The following is an 18,892-nucleotide window of genomic DNA, read 5'->3' on the forward strand; positions in this document are numbered from 1 at the left end:
GATTTAAAAGCCGAAGTAGCTCAGCGGTAGAGCACTTCCTTGGTAAGGAAGAGGTCGTGGGTTCAAGTCCCATCTTTGGCTCAAAAAAAGAGATGCTTTGTGAAACTGTTGTAAAGCAGCTGAACAAGGTTTTTCGTGTTGAAATAGTATCAAAACAAATAATAAATAAAAAGTTAACCTACTAATAAGTATAAAAACATGGCAAAAGAAAAGTTTGACCGCAGCAAGCCGCACTTAAACATCGGCACAATCGGTCACGTTGACCACGGTAAAACAACCTTAACAGCAGCTATCACTAAAGTGTTATCTGATGCTGGTTTATCTGAGGCGCGTTCATTTGATTCTATTGACTCTGCTCCAGAGGAAAAAGAAAGAGGTATCACTATTAATACAGCACACGTTGAATATTCAACAGCTAACCGTCACTATGCTCACGTTGACTGTCCAGGTCACGCGGATTATGTGAAAAACATGGTTACTGGTGCTGCACAAATGGATGGAGCTATCATTGTTGTAGCTGCAACAGATGGTCCGATGCCACAAACTCGTGAGCACATTCTATTGGCTCGTCAGGTAGGTGTACCTTCATTGGTTGTATTCATGAATAAAGTGGATATGGTTGATGATCCTGAGTTATTAGAATTAGTAGAGATGGAAATTCGTGAATTGTTATCATTCTATGAATTCCCTGGTGATGATATCCCTGTAATTCAAGGTTCAGCTCTTGGTGGTTTGAACGGAGATCCGAAATGGGTAGCTAAAATCATGGAATTAATGGATGCTGTTGATAGCTACATTCCAATTCCTCCACGTTTAACTGAGCTTCCATTCTTAATGCCTGTTGAAGATGTATTCTCGATCACTGGTCGTGGTACTGTTGCAACTGGTCGTATTGAGCGTGGTGTAATCAACTCTGGTGATCCAGTTGAGATCTTGGGTATGGGTGCAGAAAATCTTAAATCAACTGTAACAGGTGTTGAGATGTTCCGTAAGATCCTTGATTATGGTGAAGCTGGTGATAACGTAGGTTTATTGTTACGTGGTATTGAGAAAACTGATATCCGTCGTGGTATGGTTATCTGTAAACCAGGTTCGGTAAATCCTCACACTGATTTCAAAGCTGAGATCTATGTATTGTCAAAAGCAGAAGGTGGACGTCACACTCCATTCTTTAACAAATACCGTCCACAATTCTATTTCCGTACCACAGACGTAACTGGTGAGATCTCACTAGCTGAAGGAACTGAAATGGTTATGCCAGGTGATAACGTTACAATTACAGTTAAATTGATCAACGCAATCGCAATGGAAAAAGGTCTACGTTTCGCAATCCGTGAGGGTGGTAGAACAGTAGGTGCTGGTCAGGTAACTGAAATTTTAAAATAATCAATACCTCCTTCGGGAAGTAGCGAACACTAAAGCAAAGTACTTAGGCTTTATCACCTAAGTACTTTGTTCTAAAAAATGCCAATTCTTAGATAAGAATTAAAAAATACACGGGAATAGTTCAACGGTAGAATAGAGGTCTCCAAAACCTTTGATCAGGGTTCGAATCCTTGTTCCCGTGCAAAAAGATAATTATGGCTAAAGTAGTTCAATTTATAAAAGAATCATACGAGGAAATGACCCATAAGGTTACCTGGCCTACATGGGGTGAATTGCAAAATTCGGCAGTATTGGTTTTAGTAGCTTCATTAATCATTGCATGTGTAGTATTTGCAATGGATAAGGGATCTACTTTTGTTTTAGATACTTTTTATAAATCACTTTCTAATTAAAATATAGCTCAATGGAAGATCAGTTGAAATGGTATGTGGTTAGAGCTGTTAGCGGTAAAGAAAAAAAAGTAAAACAGTATATCGATTCAGAAATTAGTCGTTTAGGATTTTCACATTTGGTACCTCAGGTATTGATACCAATGGAGAAATACTATCAGATGAAGGATGGTAAAAAGATTGCAAAAGAACGCAATTATTATCCAGGCTACGTTTTGATCGAAGCTACTTTAGATGGAGAATTAGAACACATTATTAAGAATATTAATAGTGTGATTGGTTTTTTAGGGGATAAGGGTGGAAATCCAGTTCCTATGCGTCAAGCAGAAGTTAACCGTATTTTAGGTAAAGTTGATGAGATGAGCCAACAAGGCGAAACCATGAACGTAGCTTATTATGTAGGCGAGAACGTTAAAGTTATGGATGGACCGTTTAATGGTTTCACCGGCGTTATTGAAGAGGTTAACGAAGAGAAGAAAAAATTGAAAGTTATGGTTAAGATTTTCGGAAGAAAGACTCCATTGGAGCTTAACTATATGCAAGTAGAAAAAGAATAGTTTTAAGTTTTTAAAACAATATAAGATCTTAAATGTTACATGCTTCCAACATAATAACATTGAGTATTACAAATTAACAAAACAGAAAATGGCAAAAGAAGTCAGTGCGCTTGTTAAGTTACAAATCAAGGGTGGAGCCGCAAATCCATCACCACCAGTAGGACCTGCATTGGGTGCTAAGGGGGTGAACATTATGGAATTTTGCAAGCAATTCAATGCTCGTACCCAAGATAAGCCCGGTAAAGTATTACCAGTCGTAATTACTGTTTATGCTGACAAGTCTTTCGAATTTATCATCAAAACCCCTCCTGTTGCTATCCAGTTAAAGGATGCTACTAAATTAACGAGTGGTTCTGCTGAGCCCAACCGTAAGAAAGTTGGTTCGGTGACTTGGGATCAGGTTAAGTCAATTGCTGAAGATAAAATGACTGATTTAAATGCATTTACTATCGAATCGGCAATGAGTATGGTTGCCGGTACAGCACGCAGTATGGGAATCACCGTTAGTGGTGATGCACCTTGGACAAATTAATTAACAAAAAACAGTTTACAACAGTGGCTAAATTAACAAAAAATCAAAAAAAGGCACATGCTAAACTAGAATCTGGTAAAACGTATTCTTTAAAGGATGCGGCTGCTTTGGTAAAAGAGATTACTACAACTAAATTTGATGCATCGGTTGATATCGACGTATCTTTAGGCGTAGATCCACGTAAAGCCAATCAAATGGTACGTGGTATTGCTACTTTACCACACGGTACAGGTAAAACTGTACGTGTATTAGTTCTTTGTACTCCTGATAAGGAAGAAGAGGCTAAAGCGGCAGGTGCAGATTTTGTAGGTTTAGACGAATATGTAGCCAAGATTGAAGGTGGATGGACTGATGTTGACATTATTATCACTACTCCTGCTTGTATGGCAAAAGTAGGTAAACTGGGCCGCGTTTTAGGTCCACGTAACCTTATGCCAAACCCTAAGTCAGGTACTGTAACTAACGAAGTTGGTAAAGCAGTAACTGATGTAAAAGGCGGTAAGATTGATTTTAAAGTTGACAAAAGTGGTATTATACACGCTTCAATAGGAAAAGTATCATTCCCAGCAGATAAAATATATGAAAATGCTTTAGAAGTTCTACAAGTAATTTCTAAATTAAAACCATCTGCTGCAAAAGGAACTTATTTTAAGAGCATTCATGTTTCTTCAACTATGAGTCCTGGAATCGCAATCGAAGCTAAATCAGTAACGGGGATTTAATTATGAACAGAGAAGAAAAACACGAAGTCGTTTCGGCTCTTCAAGTGAAGATGCAGGAATACGGTAATTTTTACATTGCCGATACATCAAGCTTATCTGTTGAGAAAATAAACGGTATCCGTCGTAAATGTTTCGAAAGCGGGATTGAAATGCAAGTTGCTAAAAATACTTTAATCAGAAAAGCGATTGAAGGATTAGATGGCGATGCATCAGAAATCTTTGTTGCACTTAAAGGTCAATCAGCATTATTATTCTCAACGGTAGGTAACGGTCCAGCTAAGCTGATCAAAGCCTTGAGAAAAGGATCTGATAAACCTCAGCTTAAAGCTGCATATATCGATTCAACAGTATTTGTTGGTGATAACCAATTAGATACTTTAGTAAGCTTGAAATCAAGAGAAGAGCTTATTGGAGACATCATTGGATTATTACAATCACCAGCTAAAAACGTTATCTCGGCATTACAGTCAGGCGGTAACAAAATTGCAGGAATTGTTAAAACTCTTCAAGAAAGAGAAGGTTAAGGACACCTTAAAAGTTCATATTAAACAAATTATTTTTACGTAAATTTTTAAAATCTATAAAAATGGCAGATTTAAAATCGTTTGCTGAGCAATTGGTAAACTTAACAGTTAAAGAAGTTAACGAATTAGCTCAAATCTTAAAAGACGAGTATGGTATCGAACCAGCTGCTGCTGCAGTTGCAATTGCAGGTCCTGCTGGTGATGCTGCTCCTGCGGCTGAAGAAAAATCAACTTTTGATGTAATCTTAAAAGAAGCTGGTGGTTCTAAATTAGCAGTAGTTAAATTGGTAAAAGACTTAACTGGTTTAGGTTTGAAAGAAGCTAAAGACTTAGTTGATGGCGCACCAAAAGAATTAAAAGCTGGTGTTTCTAAAGACGAAGCTAACGCTTTGAAAACTCAATTAGAAGAAGCTGGAGCTGTAGTTGAAATTAAGTAATCACTTAATTTTAATATAAATTAAACGTAGACTCCGACTGTATAGTCGGAGTCTATACCTGTTTATAAACATTTCATTTAGTTTGGTTGATGAAATTGTTTAGCGGCAAACCAAACAAATAGTTTATTCTTAAACTAAATTAACTTTAGTCCATTGGCAAATAAAGTCGACCAAAGAGTAAATTTTGCACGTAGTAAGCATATCATAGATTACCCAGATTTTCTTGATGTGCAGTTGCAATCATTCAGAGAATTTTTTCAGATCGAAACTACTTCAGATAACCGTCATACAGAAGGTTTATTTAAGGTGTTCGCTGAAAATTTCCCAATCACAGATTCAAGAAACATTTTTGTTTTAGAATTCCTTGATTATTTTATTGACCCACCACGTTATGATATACCTGAGTGTATTGACCGTGGGTTAACTTATAGTGTTCCATTGAAAGCTAAATTAAAGCTTTCGTGTAATGATGCAGAACACGAAGATTTTGAAACCATCATTCAAGATGTATACTTAGGAACCATACCTTATATGACTCCTAAAGGTACGTTTGTGATTAATGGTGCAGAACGTGTAATTGTTTCACAACTACACAGGTCTCCTGGGGTGTTCTTCGGCCAAAGCCGTCACACTAACGGAACTAAATTATACTCTGCCCGTGTAATCCCTTTCAAAGGTTCTTGGATTGAATTCGCTACTGACGTGAATAACGTGATGTATGCTTATATCGATCGTAAGAAAAAATTCCCTGTTACCACGTTATTGCGTGCTATCGGTTATGATTCTGATAAAGACATTCTTGAATTGTTTGATCTTGCTGATGAGGTTAAGGTTAGCAAATCAGGCTTGAAGAAATATATCGGACGTAAGCTTGCTGCAAGAGTATTGAGGAAATGGGTTGAGGATTTTGTAGATGAGGATACTGGTGAGGTAGTTTCTATTGATCGTAATGAAGTTATCTTAGACAGGGATACTGTTTTAGAAGACGACCATATTGATATGATCATTGATGCTGGCGTTAAAACGATCATCTTGTCTAAAGATGATGGTGCAAGTCAGGCTGATTATACCATTATATATAATACTTTACAAAAGGATACTTCGAACTCAGAAAAAGAGGCTGTTGAAAACATCTATCGTGCTTTGCGTAACGCAGAACCACCTGATGAGGAAACTGCAAGAGGTATTATCGAGCGTTTGTTCTTCTCGGATAAACGTTATGACTTAGGTGATGTGGGTAGATACCGTATCAACCGTAAGTTGAAGATGGATACTCCTGACCATGTAAAGGTTTTAACAAAAGCTGATATTATTGCGATTGTTAAATATTTGATTAAACTAATCAACTCTAAAGAAGAGGTGGATGATATTGATCACTTGTCGAATCGTCGTGTTCGTACAGTAGGTGAGCAATTATACGCTCAATTTGGTGTTGGTTTAGCACGTATGGCTCGTACCATTCGTGAGCGTATGAACATTCGTGACAACGAGGTTTTCACGCCAACTGATTTGATTAATGCACGTACTTTATCGTCGGTTATTAATTCATTCTTTGGAACAAACCAGTTATCACAGTTCATGGACCAGACGAATCCTTTGGCAGAGATTACGCACAAGCGTCGTTTGTCAGCCTTAGGCCCAGGTGGTCTGTCGCGTGAGCGTGCAGGTTTCGAGGTTCGTGACGTTCACTATACGCACTATGGTCGTTTGTGTACTATTGAAACTCCAGAGGGACCAAACATTGGTTTGATTTCATCTCTTTGTGTGCATGCGAAGATCAACAGTTTAGGTTTCATTGAAACACCATATAAAAAAGTTGAGAATGGTATTGTAGTCATGGACGAACCGGTTATCTATTTATCTGCTGAAGATGAAGATGGTAAAACGATCGCTCAGGCAAATGCTTCTTATGATGATAAAGGTAATTTCACTACCTCACGTGTAAAAGCACGTTATGAGGGTGACTTCCCGGTTATTGAGCCTGAGAAATTAGACTTAATGGACGTGGCACCTAATCAGATTACTTCGATCGCTGCATCGTTGATTCCTTTCCTTGAGCATGATGATGCGAACAGGGCTTTGATGGGATCGAACATGCAACGTCAGGCCGTACCTTTGTTGCGTCCTGAGGCTCCGATTGTTGGTACAGGTTTGGAAGGTCGCGTAGCCCGCGATTCAAGAACACTGATCAATGCTGAGGGCGAAGGTGTAGTTGAATATGTAGATGCTAATGAGATCACTATTAAATATGTGAGAAACGACGGCGATCGTTTAGTTTCTTTCGAAGGTGATAGCAAAACTTATAAATTAATCAAGTTCAAGAAAACCAATCAGAATACTTGTATCAACTTGAAACCAATCGTTAAGAAAGGTCAGAAAGTTGTTAAAGGACAAGTACTTTGTGAAGGTTATGCTACTGAAAATGGTGAATTGGCATTAGGAAGAAACTTAAAAGTTGCTTTCATGCCTTGGCAAGGATATAACTTTGAGGATGCGATCGTAATTAGCGAGCGTATTGTTCGTGAAGATATCTTTACCTCTTTACACATTGAAGAGTTTGAATTGGAAGTACGTGATACAAAACGTGGGGAAGAGGAATTAACACCAGATATTCCTAACGTTTCTGAAGAAGCTACTAAAGATTTAGATGAGAACGGTATTATCCGTATCGGTGCTGAGGTTAAAGAAGGTGATATCCTTATTGGTAAGATCACTCCTAAAGGAGAATCTGATCCTTCACCGGAGGAGAAATTATTACGTGCGATATTTGGTGATAAAGCAGGAGATGTGAAAGATGCATCTTTGAAAACTCCACCATCTATCAGAGGTGTAGTAATTGACACTAAATTATTCTCAAGAGCTAAGAAAACTACTAAAGCTGAAGAGAAATCGGCAATAGAGAAATTAGATAAGAGATATGATCTAGCTGTTTTAAATCTGAAAAATGAATTGGTAGACAAGCTATTCCAAATTGTGAATGGTAAAACATCTCAAGGTGTATTCAACGTTTATAAAGAATTGTTGTTCCCTAAAGGTGCTAAGTTTACTCAGAAAAGTTTGACAGATCTAGAATATGCGCACATCAATCCATACAAATGGACTACTGATGATGACAAAAATGATCAGATCAAGTTATTGCTTCATAACTATGGTATTCGTGTAAACGAAGAGCTAGGTGCTTACAAACGTGATAAATTCGCCATCAGTGTTGGTGATGAATTGCCATCAGGTATTGTACAAATGGCTAAAGTTTATGTAGCTAAAAAACGTAAGTTAAAAGTAGGTGATAAGATGGCTGGTCGTCACGGTAATAAGGGTATTGTAGCCCGTATCGTTCGTGATGAAGATATGCCATTCCTTGAAGATGGAACTCCTGTTGATATCGTGTTGAACCCACTGGGTGTACCTTCACGTATGAACTTGGGCCAGATCTATGAAACTGTATTGGCATGGGCCGGTAAAGAATTGGGTGTTAAATTTGCAACTCCAATCTTTGATGGTGCTAAACATGACGAGGTGGAAGAATGGATCGCTAAAGCTGGTGTACCTGCTTCAGGTAGAACTTACTTGCATAACGGTTTAACGGGTGAGAAATTTGACCAACCAACAACTGTAGGTATTATCTACATGTTGAAATTAGGACACATGGTTGATGATAAGATGCACGCTCGTTCAATCGGACCATACTCATTGATTACACAACAACCATTGGGTGGTAAAGCCCAGTTCGGTGGTCAGCGTTTTGGTGAGATGGAGGTTTGGGCATTGGAGGCATTTGGTGCTGCCAATATCCTACAAGAGATATTAACTGTTAAGTCGGATGATGTTATCGGTAGGGCCAAAACTTATGAGGCGATTGTAAAAGGCGAGAACCTTCCTACTCCAGGTGTACCAGAATCGTTTAACGTATTGGTGCATGAGTTACGTGGATTAGGTTTAGATATTACGTTAGACTAATGTTGAAAGTTATTTTGTTGGGATGTATAGGGCTTTTCTGAAAGCATCCCAACTTTTTAAATTTTTCAACTTTCAAACAAAAGAGCTATGTCTTACAAAAAGGATAATAAATTAAAAAGCAATTTCACCTCGATTACCATTAGTTTGGCATCGCCGGAGGCTATTTTAGAGCGCTCTAGTGGTGAGGTGTTAAAACCTGAGACTATCAATTATCGTACATACAAACCTGAGCGTGATGGTTTGTTTTGCGAGCGTATTTTTGGTCCGGTAAAAGATTACGAATGTCATTGCGGTAAATATAAACGTATCCGTTATAAAGGTATTGTTTGTGACCGTTGTGGTGTTGAGGTAACGGAAAAGAAAGTTCGTAGAGAACGTATGGGGCACATCAACTTGGTGGTTCCTGTTGCGCATATCTGGTACTTCCGTTCACTACCAAATAAAATTGGATACTTATTAGGCTTACCAACAAAAAGACTTGATCTGATCATTTACTACGAGCGTTATGTAGTAATTCAGCCAGGTTTTATGGCCGAAGAAGGTATTCAATACATGGATTTCTTAACTGAAGAGGAGTATTTAGATATTCTTGATAAGTTGCCTAAAGAAAACCAATACCTGGATGATAAAGATCCTAATAAATTCATCGCCAAAATGGGTGCTGAAGCATTAGAAGATTTATTAAAACGTATTGATTTAGATACTTTATCTTATAACTTACGCCACCAGGCTGCAAACGAGACATCACAACAACGTAAAAATGAGGCTTTAAAACGTCTACAAGTTGTTGAAGCTTTCCGTGGTTCAAGGTCGCGTATAGAGAATAATCCTGAGTGGATGATCATTAAGATCGTTCCGGTTATTCCACCAGAATTACGTCCTTTAGTACCTTTGGAAGGTGGTCGTTTTGCAACTTCAGATCTAAATGATTTGTATCGTCGTGTGATTATCCGTAACAACCGTTTGAAGCGTTTGATCGAGATCAAAGCTCCAGAGGTAATTTTGCGTAACGAAAAACGTATGTTACAGGAAGCTGTAGATTCGTTATTTGATAACTCACGTAAAGTAAATGCTGTAAAAACTGAAGGTAACCGTGCGTTGAAATCCCTTTCTGATATCTTGAAAGGTAAACAAGGTCGTTTCCGTCAGAATTTATTAGGTAAACGTGTGGATTACTCGGCACGTTCGGTAATTGTTGTAGGTCCAAACCTTAAATTACACGAGTGCGGTTTACCTAAGGATATGGCGGCTGAGCTATTCAAACCATTTATCATCCGTAAGATGATAGAAAGAGGTATTGTTAAAACAGTAAAATCTGCAAAGAAAATTGTAGACAGGAAAGATCCATTAGTTTGGGATATTCTTGAGAATGTTTTAAAAGGACACCCTGTATTACTGAATCGTGCACCTACGTTGCACAGATTAGGTATCCAGTCGTTCCAGCCTAAATTGGTTGAAGGTAAAGCAATTCAATTACACCCTTTAGTGTGTACCGCTTTTAACGCGGATTTTGACGGTGACCAGATGGCAGTACATTTACCATTAGGGCACGCCGCAATCCTAGAAGCGCAAGTATTAATGCTTGCAGCACACAACATCTTGAACCCTGCAAACGGTACGCCTATTACAGTACCTTCTCAGGATATGGTTTTGGGTCTTTATTATATTACTAAAGGCCGTAGAACAGATGAAGGACGTGTAGTTAAAGGACAAGATTTCTCTTTCTATTCTCCAGAAGAAGTAATCATTGCTTATAACGAGAAAATGATTGATCTTCACGCATTTATCAAAGTTAAGGTAAATGTTAAATTGGAAGATGGTACGATCGTTAATAAATTGATGGAAACTACTGTTGGTCGTGTGTTGTTTAACCAAATGGTACCGGTAGAAGTAGGTTATATCAATGAATTGCTAACTAAGAAATCTCTTAGAGATATTATTGGTGAGATTGTTAAAATCACGGGTATGGCACGTGCAGCAAGGTTCCTTGATGACATTAAGGAATTAGGTTTCCAAATGGCTTTCCGCGGTGGTTTATCATTTAACTTGCAGGATGTAAACATCCCAGTTGAGAAGCAAGCGCTATTAGAGCAAGCTTCTGCAGAAGTTGATGAGGTAAGAAACAACTATAACATGGGTTTCATTACCAACAACGAGCGTTACAACCAAATTATCGATATCTGGACTCGTATCAATAACAGATTAACATCATTCGTGATGAATCAGTTATCGAGCGATAACCAAGGTTTCAACTCAGTATATATGATGTTGGACTCTGGAGCCCGTGGTTCGAAAGAGCAGATTCGTCAGCTATGCGGTATGCGTGGTTTGATGGCTAAGCCTCAGAAATCAGGTTCAGGTGGTGAGATTATTGAGAACCCGATCTTATCAAACTTTAAAGAAGGTCTGTCGGTATTAGAGTACTTTATCTCTACTCACGGTGCTCGTAAAGGTTTGGCGGATACGGCGTTAAAAACTGCCGATGCTGGTTACTTGACACGTCGTTTACATGATGTGGCCCAGGATATGATCGTTAATTCTGCGGATTGCGGTACATTGAGAGGTATGTATACTACTGCATTGAAAGATAATGAAGACATCGTTGAGCCATTATATGACAGAATTTTAGGTCGTATTTCTCTACATGATGTATTCAATCCTTTAGATGGTAAGTTATTAGTAGGTGCTGGAGAGGATGTAACTGAAGAAATTGCTAAAACAATTGAAGAGTCTCCTTTAGAAGGTATTGAAATTCGTTCGGTATTAACCTGCGAAAATAAAAGAGGTGTTTGTGCACTTTGCTACGGACGTAACTTAGCCACAGGTAAACGTGTTCAAAAAGGTGAGGCTGTTGGTGTAATTGCTGCACAGTCGATCGGTGAGCCGGGTACACAGTTGACACTACGTACGTTCCACGTTGGGGGTACTGCATCAAACATTGCTGCAGAATCTCAGATCATGGCTAAATTTGATGGAGTTATCGAATTTGAAAACGTTCGTACTGTTGCTACAAAAACTGAAGACGGTGATACTCAGATTGTATTGGGCCGTTCTGGTGAATTCAAGATTGTTGAAGCTGGAACAGGCAAAGTAATCATGACCAATAACATTCCTTATGGTTCATTCTTATATGTTGAGGATGGAGCTACAATCACTAAAGGTGATAGGATTTGTTCATGGGATCCGTACAACGCAGTTATTATCTCCGAATTTGCCGGTAAAATCGAATTTGATGCGATCATTGAAGGTGTTACCTTCCGTGAAGAGTCAGATGAGCAAACTGGTCACCGTGAGAAAGTAATTATCGATACTCGTGATAAAACTAAAAACCCTTCTGTAAGAATCGTTGACAAGAAAGGTGAACTGATTAGAGGATACAACATCCCTGTTGGTGCCCACATTGCAATTGATGAGGGTGATATGGTTCAAACAGGTCAAATCTTAGTTAAGATACCTCGTGCAACTGGAAAAACAAGGGATATTACGGGTGGTTTACCACGTGTAACTGAGCTTTTCGAAGCACGTAACCCATCTAACCCTGCTGTAGTAACAGAGATTGATGGTGTGGTAACGCTAGGTGGCGTGAAACGTGGTAATCGTGAGATGACTATCGAATCTAAAGATGGTGAAGTTAAAAAATACCTGGTTCCATTGTCTAAACACATCCTGGTTCAGGATAATGACTTTGTAAAAGCAGGTATGCCTTTATCTGATGGTTCGATCTCTCCTGCAGATATTCTGGCTATTAAAGGCCCGGCAGCTGTACAAGAGTACTTAGTAAATGGTATTCAAGAGGTTTACCGTTTACAAGGTGTGAAAATCAACGATAAGCACTTTGAAGTGATTGTTCACCAGATGATGCAAAAGGTTCACATCGAAGATCCGGGAGATACTACTTTCTTAGAGAACAACTCTGCAGATCGTTGGGACTTCATGATTGAGAATGATGATATCTACGACAAAAAAGTTGTAGTTGAAGCTGGTGATTCAAACACTGTTAAACCTGGTCAGATCATTTCATTACGTAAATTAAGAGATGAGAATTCTCAGTTGAAACGTAAAGACTTGAAACAAATTGAGGTTCGTGACGCAAGACCTGCAACTGCGAGTTCAATGCTACAAGGTATTACACGTGCTTCATTGGGTACGAAATCGTTCATCTCGGCAGCATCGTTCCAGGAAACTACAAAAGTGTTAAACGAAGCAGCTATTGCTGGTAAACGTGATAACATGCTTGGATTGAAAGAAAACGTTATTGTTGGACACTTAATTCCTTCAGGTACTGGTGTACGTGGATACGAGCGTATCATTGTAGGTTCTCAGGAAGAATACGATAAATTATTAGCTTCGAAACAAGAAGAAGTAGACGCTTAATATTTAAATACACTTTCCTAAAATCCCCCTTCTTTTTTAAGTTGGGGGATTTTTTTTGGCCACTCAATACTAAAATTTATCTAAGTTTGTCTTATGGAAGAACAAAACAACGAGAACCAACTAAATATTGAACTTTCTGAAGAAATCGCAGAAGGGATATTTTCTAATCTGGCTATTATCACCCACTCAAATACGGAGTTTGTATTGGACTTTATCAGGGTTATGCCTGGTGTACCTAAAGCAAGGGTAAAATCAAGGATCATATTGACCCCTGAGCATGCTAAAAGATTGGTAGCTGCAATGCAGGATAATATTGAAAAATACGAAGCTGTAAATGGTCGTATAAAGACTCAAGAAGAGCCTCCGGGCTTTCCTATGAACTTTGGAGGTCCTACGGCGCAGGCTTAGTCTGTTTTTTGATTGATATAATTGATGACGGCATTGTCTTGGCCAGGTTCAAACCAGGCGGTGCTGTCATCTCTTCTAAACCAGGTTAGCTGGCGTTTTGCGAAGCGTCGAGTATTTTGTTTGATTTGAGCTACCGCTTCCTTCAGCGTGATTTCACCATCCAGATAAGCGAATAATTCTGAATATCCTACAGTGTTGAGCGCATTGTATTTTTTGAAGAGCTGTAGACCTTTTACTTCATCTAGCAAACCCGATTCCATCATTTTATCTACGCGCTGGTTTATCCGGTTGTAGAGTTCTGCCCGGTCCATATTCAGACCTATTTTGATGATATTGAAAGGCCTTGTTTTTTTGCTGTTGGTAAGATGGGCGGATAGCTTTGTACCTGTAGATAGGTAAAACTCCAGACCTCTGATCATGCGCTGTGGATTGGCCTGATCGACTTTGCTGTAGTATTCGGGGTCGTACTCGCTGAGTTGCCTCTTAATAGCCTCAAGGCCTTCATTTGTCAATTGTTGATTAAGTTGTTCGCGGATGGTCATATCGGTTTCCGGAAGATCATCCAATCCTTTACATACGGCATCTATATATAGACCTGAACCACCAACCATGATCAACAGCTTATGCTTTTCAAACAATTGAGTAATTCGCTCGATGGCTTGTATCTCGAAATCACCGGTGCTAAATAGGTTTTCTATGCTGTGGGAGTTGATAAAATGGTGTGGGGCAGCTGCAAGCTCTTCTGCTGAAGGTTTTGCAGTTCCAATTTCCATTTCCTTAAAAAATTGCCTCGAATCGGCTGATATGATTTCTGTAGAAAAATGCCTGGCCAAAGCAATGGCCAGTGCAGTTTTTCCTATTCCGGTTGGACCAACAATTACAATTAATGTTTTATTTAATGCCATATCAGGCATTAGTAGTCCTCTTTACTATCGTACTCTTCGTCTTCGTAGTCGTCACTATCTGCAAATTCATCTGCATCATCGGTGTCTTCATCTGTATCATCAGATTTTTCTTCTGTATTGATACCTCTGCCGCCCATTGCTTCGATTTCTTCTGTGTCTTCAGGAACAAAATCCATTTCATTTAAGAAATCAAATTCTGTAGATGCTGGAGCAGAGGATACTGTAACGGCTCCAAAGTTATCCTTTTCGATAATTTTCGGAGCTTCTCCTGTACTTTTTACTAAGAAAGGATATTCGATGTTCGGATCCGGATCAAGAATGATCTTGATGAGTTCTACGTGAAAATCAAATGGGCGGTCGAAATTATAGATGTAATAAAATTTCTGGTGTGGATCTTCGATGAATCTGTTTAGTTTAGAGGCTTCCATCAAGGCTACTCCACGATCTATTTTACGTTGAGTTGGCAGATAGGCAATTTCATCACCTTTAATCCAGTTATCTGTACTAACAAAAAATGAAGAAGATTTCTCAGCAGAGTACCCAGTTGAGCGGTGCACTGCTTTATGCAAATCTTCAAACGTTTGGGTGGACTTGATATCTATTTCCCGTACTACTTCATCGAAATCTTCGAAACTTATTCTAAATCTATAAATTGCCATTTTAGCCTCTTTTCTAGGTATAAAATTAAAAAATAAAATATACTTTATATAATTGTGTTAACGCTTTATTGGCTGAAGCCCGAATTCCTTAGCTTTTGCAAGCATAAATTGTAACGCGTTATCGTATGTGTTTGTTATTTCTCCTTCCAGAATTGCTTCCCGGATGGCATTTTTAAGTAGGCCGACTTCTTTTCCTGCGCTTAGACCAAAAATCTCCATGATGTCATTACCGGAGATAGGGGGTTGCCAGTTTCTGATTTTGTCGCGCTCCTCTACATCTTTGAGCTTCTGTTTTACCAGTTCGAAGTTGTTGCGGTATTTTTTTACCTTATACTCATTTTTGGTAGTTACATCGGCGTTGCAGAGTAACATTAGACTCTCTATGTCTTCGCCCGCATCAAATAATAGTCGCCTTACCGCCGAATCTGTTACCACTTCTTGTGCCAACACAATAGGGCGAAGGTGTAATTGCACCAGTTTTTGCACAAACTTCATCTTTTCATTCAGGGGAAGTTTAAGCTGGGCAAATATTTTAGGGACCATTCTTGCTCCTTTATCTTCGTGACCATGAAAAGTCCAGCCGTGTCCTTCTTCAAAACGTTTGGTGGCTGGTTTAGCAATATCATGTAAAATTGCTGCCCAACGTAGCCAAAGGTCTTGCGTAGTTTCGCAAATGTTATCGAGGACTTGTAGGGTGTGGTAAAAATTATCTTTGTGCCCTTTTCCATTGATGATGTCGACCCCATAGAGGTTGGCCATTTGTGGAAATATAATATGTAGCAGTCCGGTATCAAATAAGTATTTAAAGCCTATTGATGGAACATTGGATAATATAATTTTATTCAGTTCGTCGGTTATGCGTTCTTTGGAAACGATGCTAATACGTTCTTTTTGCTTTTTTATCGCATTTAAAGCTTGCTCATCGATGCTGAAATTAAGCTGAGAAGCAAAACGGATTGCGCGCATCATGCGCAAAGGGTCATCAGAAAAGGTAAGCTCAGGTTCAAGTGGTGTGCGGATCAACTTGTTGTTGAGGTCGGTTATCCCATTAAAGGGATCAACCAGCTGACCATAGCTTGCTTTGTTTAAAGATATGGCCAATGCATTAATGGTAAAATCTCTTCTCAGCTGATCATCTTCAATCGTGCCGTTCTCTACAATGGGTTTACGTGAATCAGAACGGTAAGATTCTTTTCGGGCACCTACAAATTCTATTTCCAGATCCTGGTATTTAAGCATTGCGGTCCCGAAGTTCTTAAAAACAGCGACTTTACTTTTCAAGTGTTTACCTGCAAGTTCTGCAAATTCGATTCCATTGCCCAGTACTACAATATCTATGTCTTTAGAGGGTCTGTTTAGGAAAATATCCCTTACATAGCCGCCAATAATATAGGCTTCGATATGGTGTGCGTCGGCTATGCCGGCAAGCGCTTTAAAAACAGGATGTTGTAAATGTTGTTCCATTGATGAGATTGCAAAAGTAGTAAAACTTACCTTCTAATAAAGGAAAATTGACCTCCCGGAGCTAATTTCATTATGGTTGATGGCTTTTTATTCGTTTTGAGTTCTTGCTCCCAATCTACGATATAGTCTACCGCTTCTTTTATTTCGTCGCTAATTTCGTCGAAAAAGAGTGGAGTTGGTGCACCAGATACATTTGCAGATGTTGAAGTAATGGGCTTGCGAAATCTTTGAATAAGTTGTTGGCAGAAATCGTGTTTGGCAATCCTTATTCCAACGCTACCATCCGCATTGATTACATTTTTTGCTAGATTTTTAGCATCTGGAAATATCAGGGTAAGTGGGTTTTCTGCATATTCTATCAGGTCGTAGGCCACATCAGGTACCTCCCTTACATAACTTTGTAGTTTCGAGTCCGTATCTAAAAGAATGATGAAGCTTTTGTCGGCTGCACGGCCTTTAATTTCATTGATTTTTGCGACTGCCTGTTCATTGGTGGCATCGCAACCAAGTCCCCATACTGTATCTGTGGGATAAAGGATCACTCCTCCGTCTTTTAAAACAGCAAGTGCCTTTTCAATTTCTGTTCTTAGCATAGGGTAAAATTACAATTTTTATCCTTAAGGGGTATTGTCGGCTAAAGTTTTAATGTACAACTGCATCATCTGATTGCTGATGTGTTCGTTATTAAATTTCTGAACGTAAGCAATACCTTTTTCTTTCATTTCGGTTTGCAGGTCAGGGCTTGCTAATATCCTGTTGATGACATTTGCCATAGCAGTATGATCAGTAGGATGAACATAGACACTGTCAGGGCCTCCAGCTTCTTCAAGACAAGATCCTGTTGCAGCCACTACCGGGACATGCGAGTATAAGGCCTCAATGATGGGGATGCCGAAGCCTTCATATACGGAAGGGTATGCAAAAACAGTGGCCATTTGGTAAATAACTGGGAGATCAGTAAAAGGAACATTTTGAAGAAATAACACCCGGTCGTTTAGGCCCAATTTTTGAATCTCTTTCTCTACCAGTTTATAGTAATCAGTTTTTTTTCCAATTACCACTAGCTTATATCCTTCGTTTACATTTTTCAATGCTTTTATTAAGGTAAGCAGGTTTTTCCGGGTCTCAATGGTACCTACATTTAATATGTACTGATCCGGCAGGTTATATTTTTTATGAACCAGCTTTTTTGCTTCCACCGATGCCGGCGATTTGAAGCTGTCATCGCAACTTTGATAAACAACTTCAATTTTATCGGGAGCGATGTTAAAAAGCTGGATAATGTCGTGTTTTGTTTGTTCGCTTATGGCAATAATACTGCTTGCATGTTTGCAGGCATACTTAGTTTTTAGGTTATAAATAAATCGATCAATGACACCATAGTTTTTAGGAAACTTGATGAAGATTAAATCGTGTATGGTTACAACAGAAGGGATGCCTATTTTATGGATGCCGATTGGGATTTCGTGACTTAAGCCATGATAAAGATCTATTCTGTCTTTTAATAGCTGGGTTTTGATCCCTAAGCTTCTCCATAATAATCCTTTCGTTTCCGGTAATTTCAGGTGTATGGCCTTGGTATTGACAAAGGCGTTGACCTGAGGGATGTCTTTTACTTTTGGACTGTAAACAAAATATTGGTTTTGAGGGAAATATTTTGCCAGGTGGGCAATCAAGGAGCGACTGTAGTTGCCTAAACCTGTAAGATTATTTGCGGCTCTCTTTCCGTCAAAACCAATATTCATTATATTATACTGCTACATTGTTTTCTCTCAATGCATCATTAAGGGAAGTTTTTTTATCGGTTGATTCTTTACGTTTACCAATGATTAACGCACATGGTACATGGTATTCGCCAGCAGGGAATTTCTTAGCATAGCTACCAGGAATTACAACCGAGCGTGCAGGAACGATACCTTTGTATTCAACAGGAGTTGAGCCAGTCACGTCAATAATTTTTGTAGATGCAGTTAATACCACGTTTGCACCTAGTACAGCTTCTTTTTCTACACGTACACCTTCAACAACGATAGCTCTTGATCCAAGGAAACAGTTGTCTTCGATAATTACCGGAGCAGCCTGGATAGGTTCTAAAACACCGCCAATACCAACACCACCACTTAAATGTACATGTTTTCCAATTTGAGCACATGAGCCGACAGTAGCCCAGGTATCCACCATTGTACCTTCATCAACATAAGCACCAATGTTTACATAAGAAGGCATCATAATTACACCTTTAGCTAAGAATGCACCATAACGGGCACTAGCACCAGGAACAACCCTTACACCGATTTCTTTGTAATTGGTTTTTAATTTCATCTTATCATGAAAAACAAAAGGACCCATTTCAATTTCCTTCATCTGTCTGATCGGGAAATAAAGTATTACGGCTTTTTTTATCCATTCATTGATACCCCAGGAGTTAAGGACTGGTTCTGCAACGCGTAGTTCTCCTTTGTCTAACTGCATAATTACAGTTTCAATTGCTTCGCAATGTTCGCTATATTCTAATAAAGTTCTGTCTTCCCAAGCGGCTTCTACCAACTTTTTTAATTCTGCTATCATGATCGTTTGT

General features: G+C 39.0%; 16 protein-coding genes and 2 tRNA genes. 12 read left to right on the forward strand and 6 right to left on the reverse strand.

The genetic code is table 11. The annotated features are described in order from the left end of the window. Positions 1-9: 9 nt before the first annotated feature. The 12 genes from BLS35_RS20910 to BLS35_RS20965 all read left to right on the forward strand — a co-directional run bounded on the left by BLS35_RS20910 (position 10) and on the right by BLS35_RS20965 (position 13,286). Positions 10-81: transfer RNA gene (locus BLS35_RS20910), tRNA-Thr, on the forward strand. A gap of 117 nt (positions 82-198) precedes the next feature. Beyond that, on the forward strand, positions 199-1,386 hold the full coding sequence (gene tuf, locus BLS35_RS20915; RefSeq protein WP_090785113.1) for an elongation factor Tu: 1,188 nt from the start codon (positions 199-201) through the stop codon (positions 1,384-1,386). 110 nt (positions 1,387-1,496) lie between these two features. Then, a tRNA-Trp gene (locus BLS35_RS20920) sits at positions 1,497-1,567 on the forward strand. Positions 1,568-1,580: 13 nt separating this feature from the next. Then, on the forward strand, positions 1,581-1,778 hold the full coding sequence (gene secE / locus BLS35_RS20925; protein ID WP_090785115.1) for a preprotein translocase subunit SecE: 198 nt from the start codon (positions 1,581-1,583) through the stop codon (positions 1,776-1,778). A gap of 11 nt (positions 1,779-1,789) precedes the next feature. Further along, positions 1,790-2,332, forward strand: a complete 543-nt coding sequence (nusG, locus tag BLS35_RS20930; protein ID WP_090785117.1) for a transcription termination/antitermination protein NusG — start codon at positions 1,790-1,792, stop codon at positions 2,330-2,332. 88 nt (positions 2,333-2,420) lie between these two features. Beyond that, on the forward strand, positions 2,421-2,864 hold the full coding sequence (gene rplK, locus BLS35_RS20935; RefSeq protein WP_073232496.1) for a 50S ribosomal protein L11: 444 nt from the start codon (positions 2,421-2,423) through the stop codon (positions 2,862-2,864). 23 nt (positions 2,865-2,887) lie between these two features. Continuing rightward, positions 2,888-3,586 (forward strand): 50S ribosomal protein L1, encoded by a 699-nt coding sequence (gene rplA, locus BLS35_RS20940; protein WP_090785203.1) that lies wholly within the window; start codon positions 2,888-2,890, stop codon positions 3,584-3,586. 2 nt (positions 3,587-3,588) lie between these two features. Continuing rightward, positions 3,589-4,110, forward strand: a complete 522-nt coding sequence (gene rplJ / locus BLS35_RS20945) for a 50S ribosomal protein L10 (protein ID WP_090785119.1) — start codon at positions 3,589-3,591, stop codon at positions 4,108-4,110. Positions 4,111-4,172: 62 nt separating this feature from the next. After that, positions 4,173-4,547, forward strand: a complete 375-nt coding sequence (rplL, locus tag BLS35_RS20950) for a 50S ribosomal protein L7/L12 (RefSeq protein WP_090785121.1) — start codon at positions 4,173-4,175, stop codon at positions 4,545-4,547. A gap of 153 nt (positions 4,548-4,700) precedes the next feature. Further along, positions 4,701-8,504 carry a DNA-directed RNA polymerase subunit beta gene (gene rpoB / locus BLS35_RS20955; RefSeq protein ID WP_090785124.1) on the forward strand — a complete coding sequence of 1,268 codons (3,804 nt, stop codon included), beginning with the start codon at positions 4,701-4,703 and terminating at the stop codon, positions 8,502-8,504. An 87-nt stretch (positions 8,505-8,591) separates the two neighbouring features. Continuing rightward, positions 8,592-12,878 carry a DNA-directed RNA polymerase subunit beta' gene (gene rpoC, locus BLS35_RS20960; RefSeq protein WP_090785126.1) on the forward strand — a complete coding sequence of 1,429 codons (4,287 nt, stop codon included), beginning with the start codon at positions 8,592-8,594 and terminating at the stop codon, positions 12,876-12,878. Between the two features lie 93 nt (positions 12,879-12,971). Further along, complete coding sequence (locus BLS35_RS20965) at positions 12,972-13,286, forward strand: DUF3467 domain-containing protein (protein ID WP_090785128.1); 315 nt, start codon at positions 12,972-12,974, stop codon at positions 13,284-13,286. Here BLS35_RS20965 and miaA read toward each other — a convergent pair. Genes miaA through BLS35_RS20995 form a run of 6 tightly spaced genes read right to left on the reverse strand, consistent with a single transcriptional unit; the run spans position 13,283 to position 18,882 of the window. After that, positions 13,283-14,200 carry a tRNA (adenosine(37)-N6)-dimethylallyltransferase MiaA gene (gene miaA / locus BLS35_RS20970; RefSeq protein WP_090785130.1) on the reverse strand — a complete coding sequence of 306 codons (918 nt, stop codon included), beginning with the start codon at positions 14,198-14,200 and terminating at the stop codon, positions 13,283-13,285. The two genes, BLS35_RS20965 and miaA, sit on opposite strands and share 4 nt — an antisense overlap. Beyond that, the gene (locus tag BLS35_RS20975) at positions 14,200-14,850 is read right to left on the reverse strand and encodes an IS1096 element passenger TnpR family protein (protein ID WP_090785133.1); all 651 of its coding nucleotides are present in this window, start codon (positions 14,848-14,850) and stop codon (positions 14,200-14,202) included. The genes miaA and BLS35_RS20975 overlap by 1 nt, the downstream gene beginning before the upstream one ends. 57 nt (positions 14,851-14,907) lie before the next feature. After that, on the reverse strand, positions 14,908-16,314 hold the full coding sequence (locus BLS35_RS20980; protein WP_090785136.1) for a CCA tRNA nucleotidyltransferase: 1,407 nt from the start codon (positions 16,312-16,314) through the stop codon (positions 14,908-14,910). A gap of 26 nt (positions 16,315-16,340) precedes the next feature. Beyond that, positions 16,341-16,907, reverse strand: a complete 567-nt coding sequence (locus tag BLS35_RS20985; protein WP_090785138.1) for an L-threonylcarbamoyladenylate synthase — start codon at positions 16,905-16,907, stop codon at positions 16,341-16,343. Positions 16,908-16,931: 24 nt separating this feature from the next. Further along, entirely contained in the window at positions 16,932-18,059 is a 1,128-nt protein-coding gene (locus BLS35_RS20990) for a glycosyltransferase family 4 protein (RefSeq protein ID WP_090785140.1), read from the reverse strand. A 4-nt stretch (positions 18,060-18,063) separates the two neighbouring features. Further along, positions 18,064-18,882 carry a 2,3,4,5-tetrahydropyridine-2,6-dicarboxylate N-succinyltransferase gene (locus tag BLS35_RS20995; protein WP_175459620.1) on the reverse strand — a complete coding sequence of 273 codons (819 nt, stop codon included), beginning with the start codon at positions 18,880-18,882 and terminating at the stop codon, positions 18,064-18,066. Between the last annotated feature and the right edge of the window lie 10 nt (positions 18,883-18,892).

The sequence above is a fragment of the Pedobacter sp. ok626 genome (assembly GCF_900100435.1).
In the GTDB taxonomy this organism is placed as follows: Bacteria; Bacteroidota; Bacteroidia; order Sphingobacteriales; family Sphingobacteriaceae; genus Pedobacter.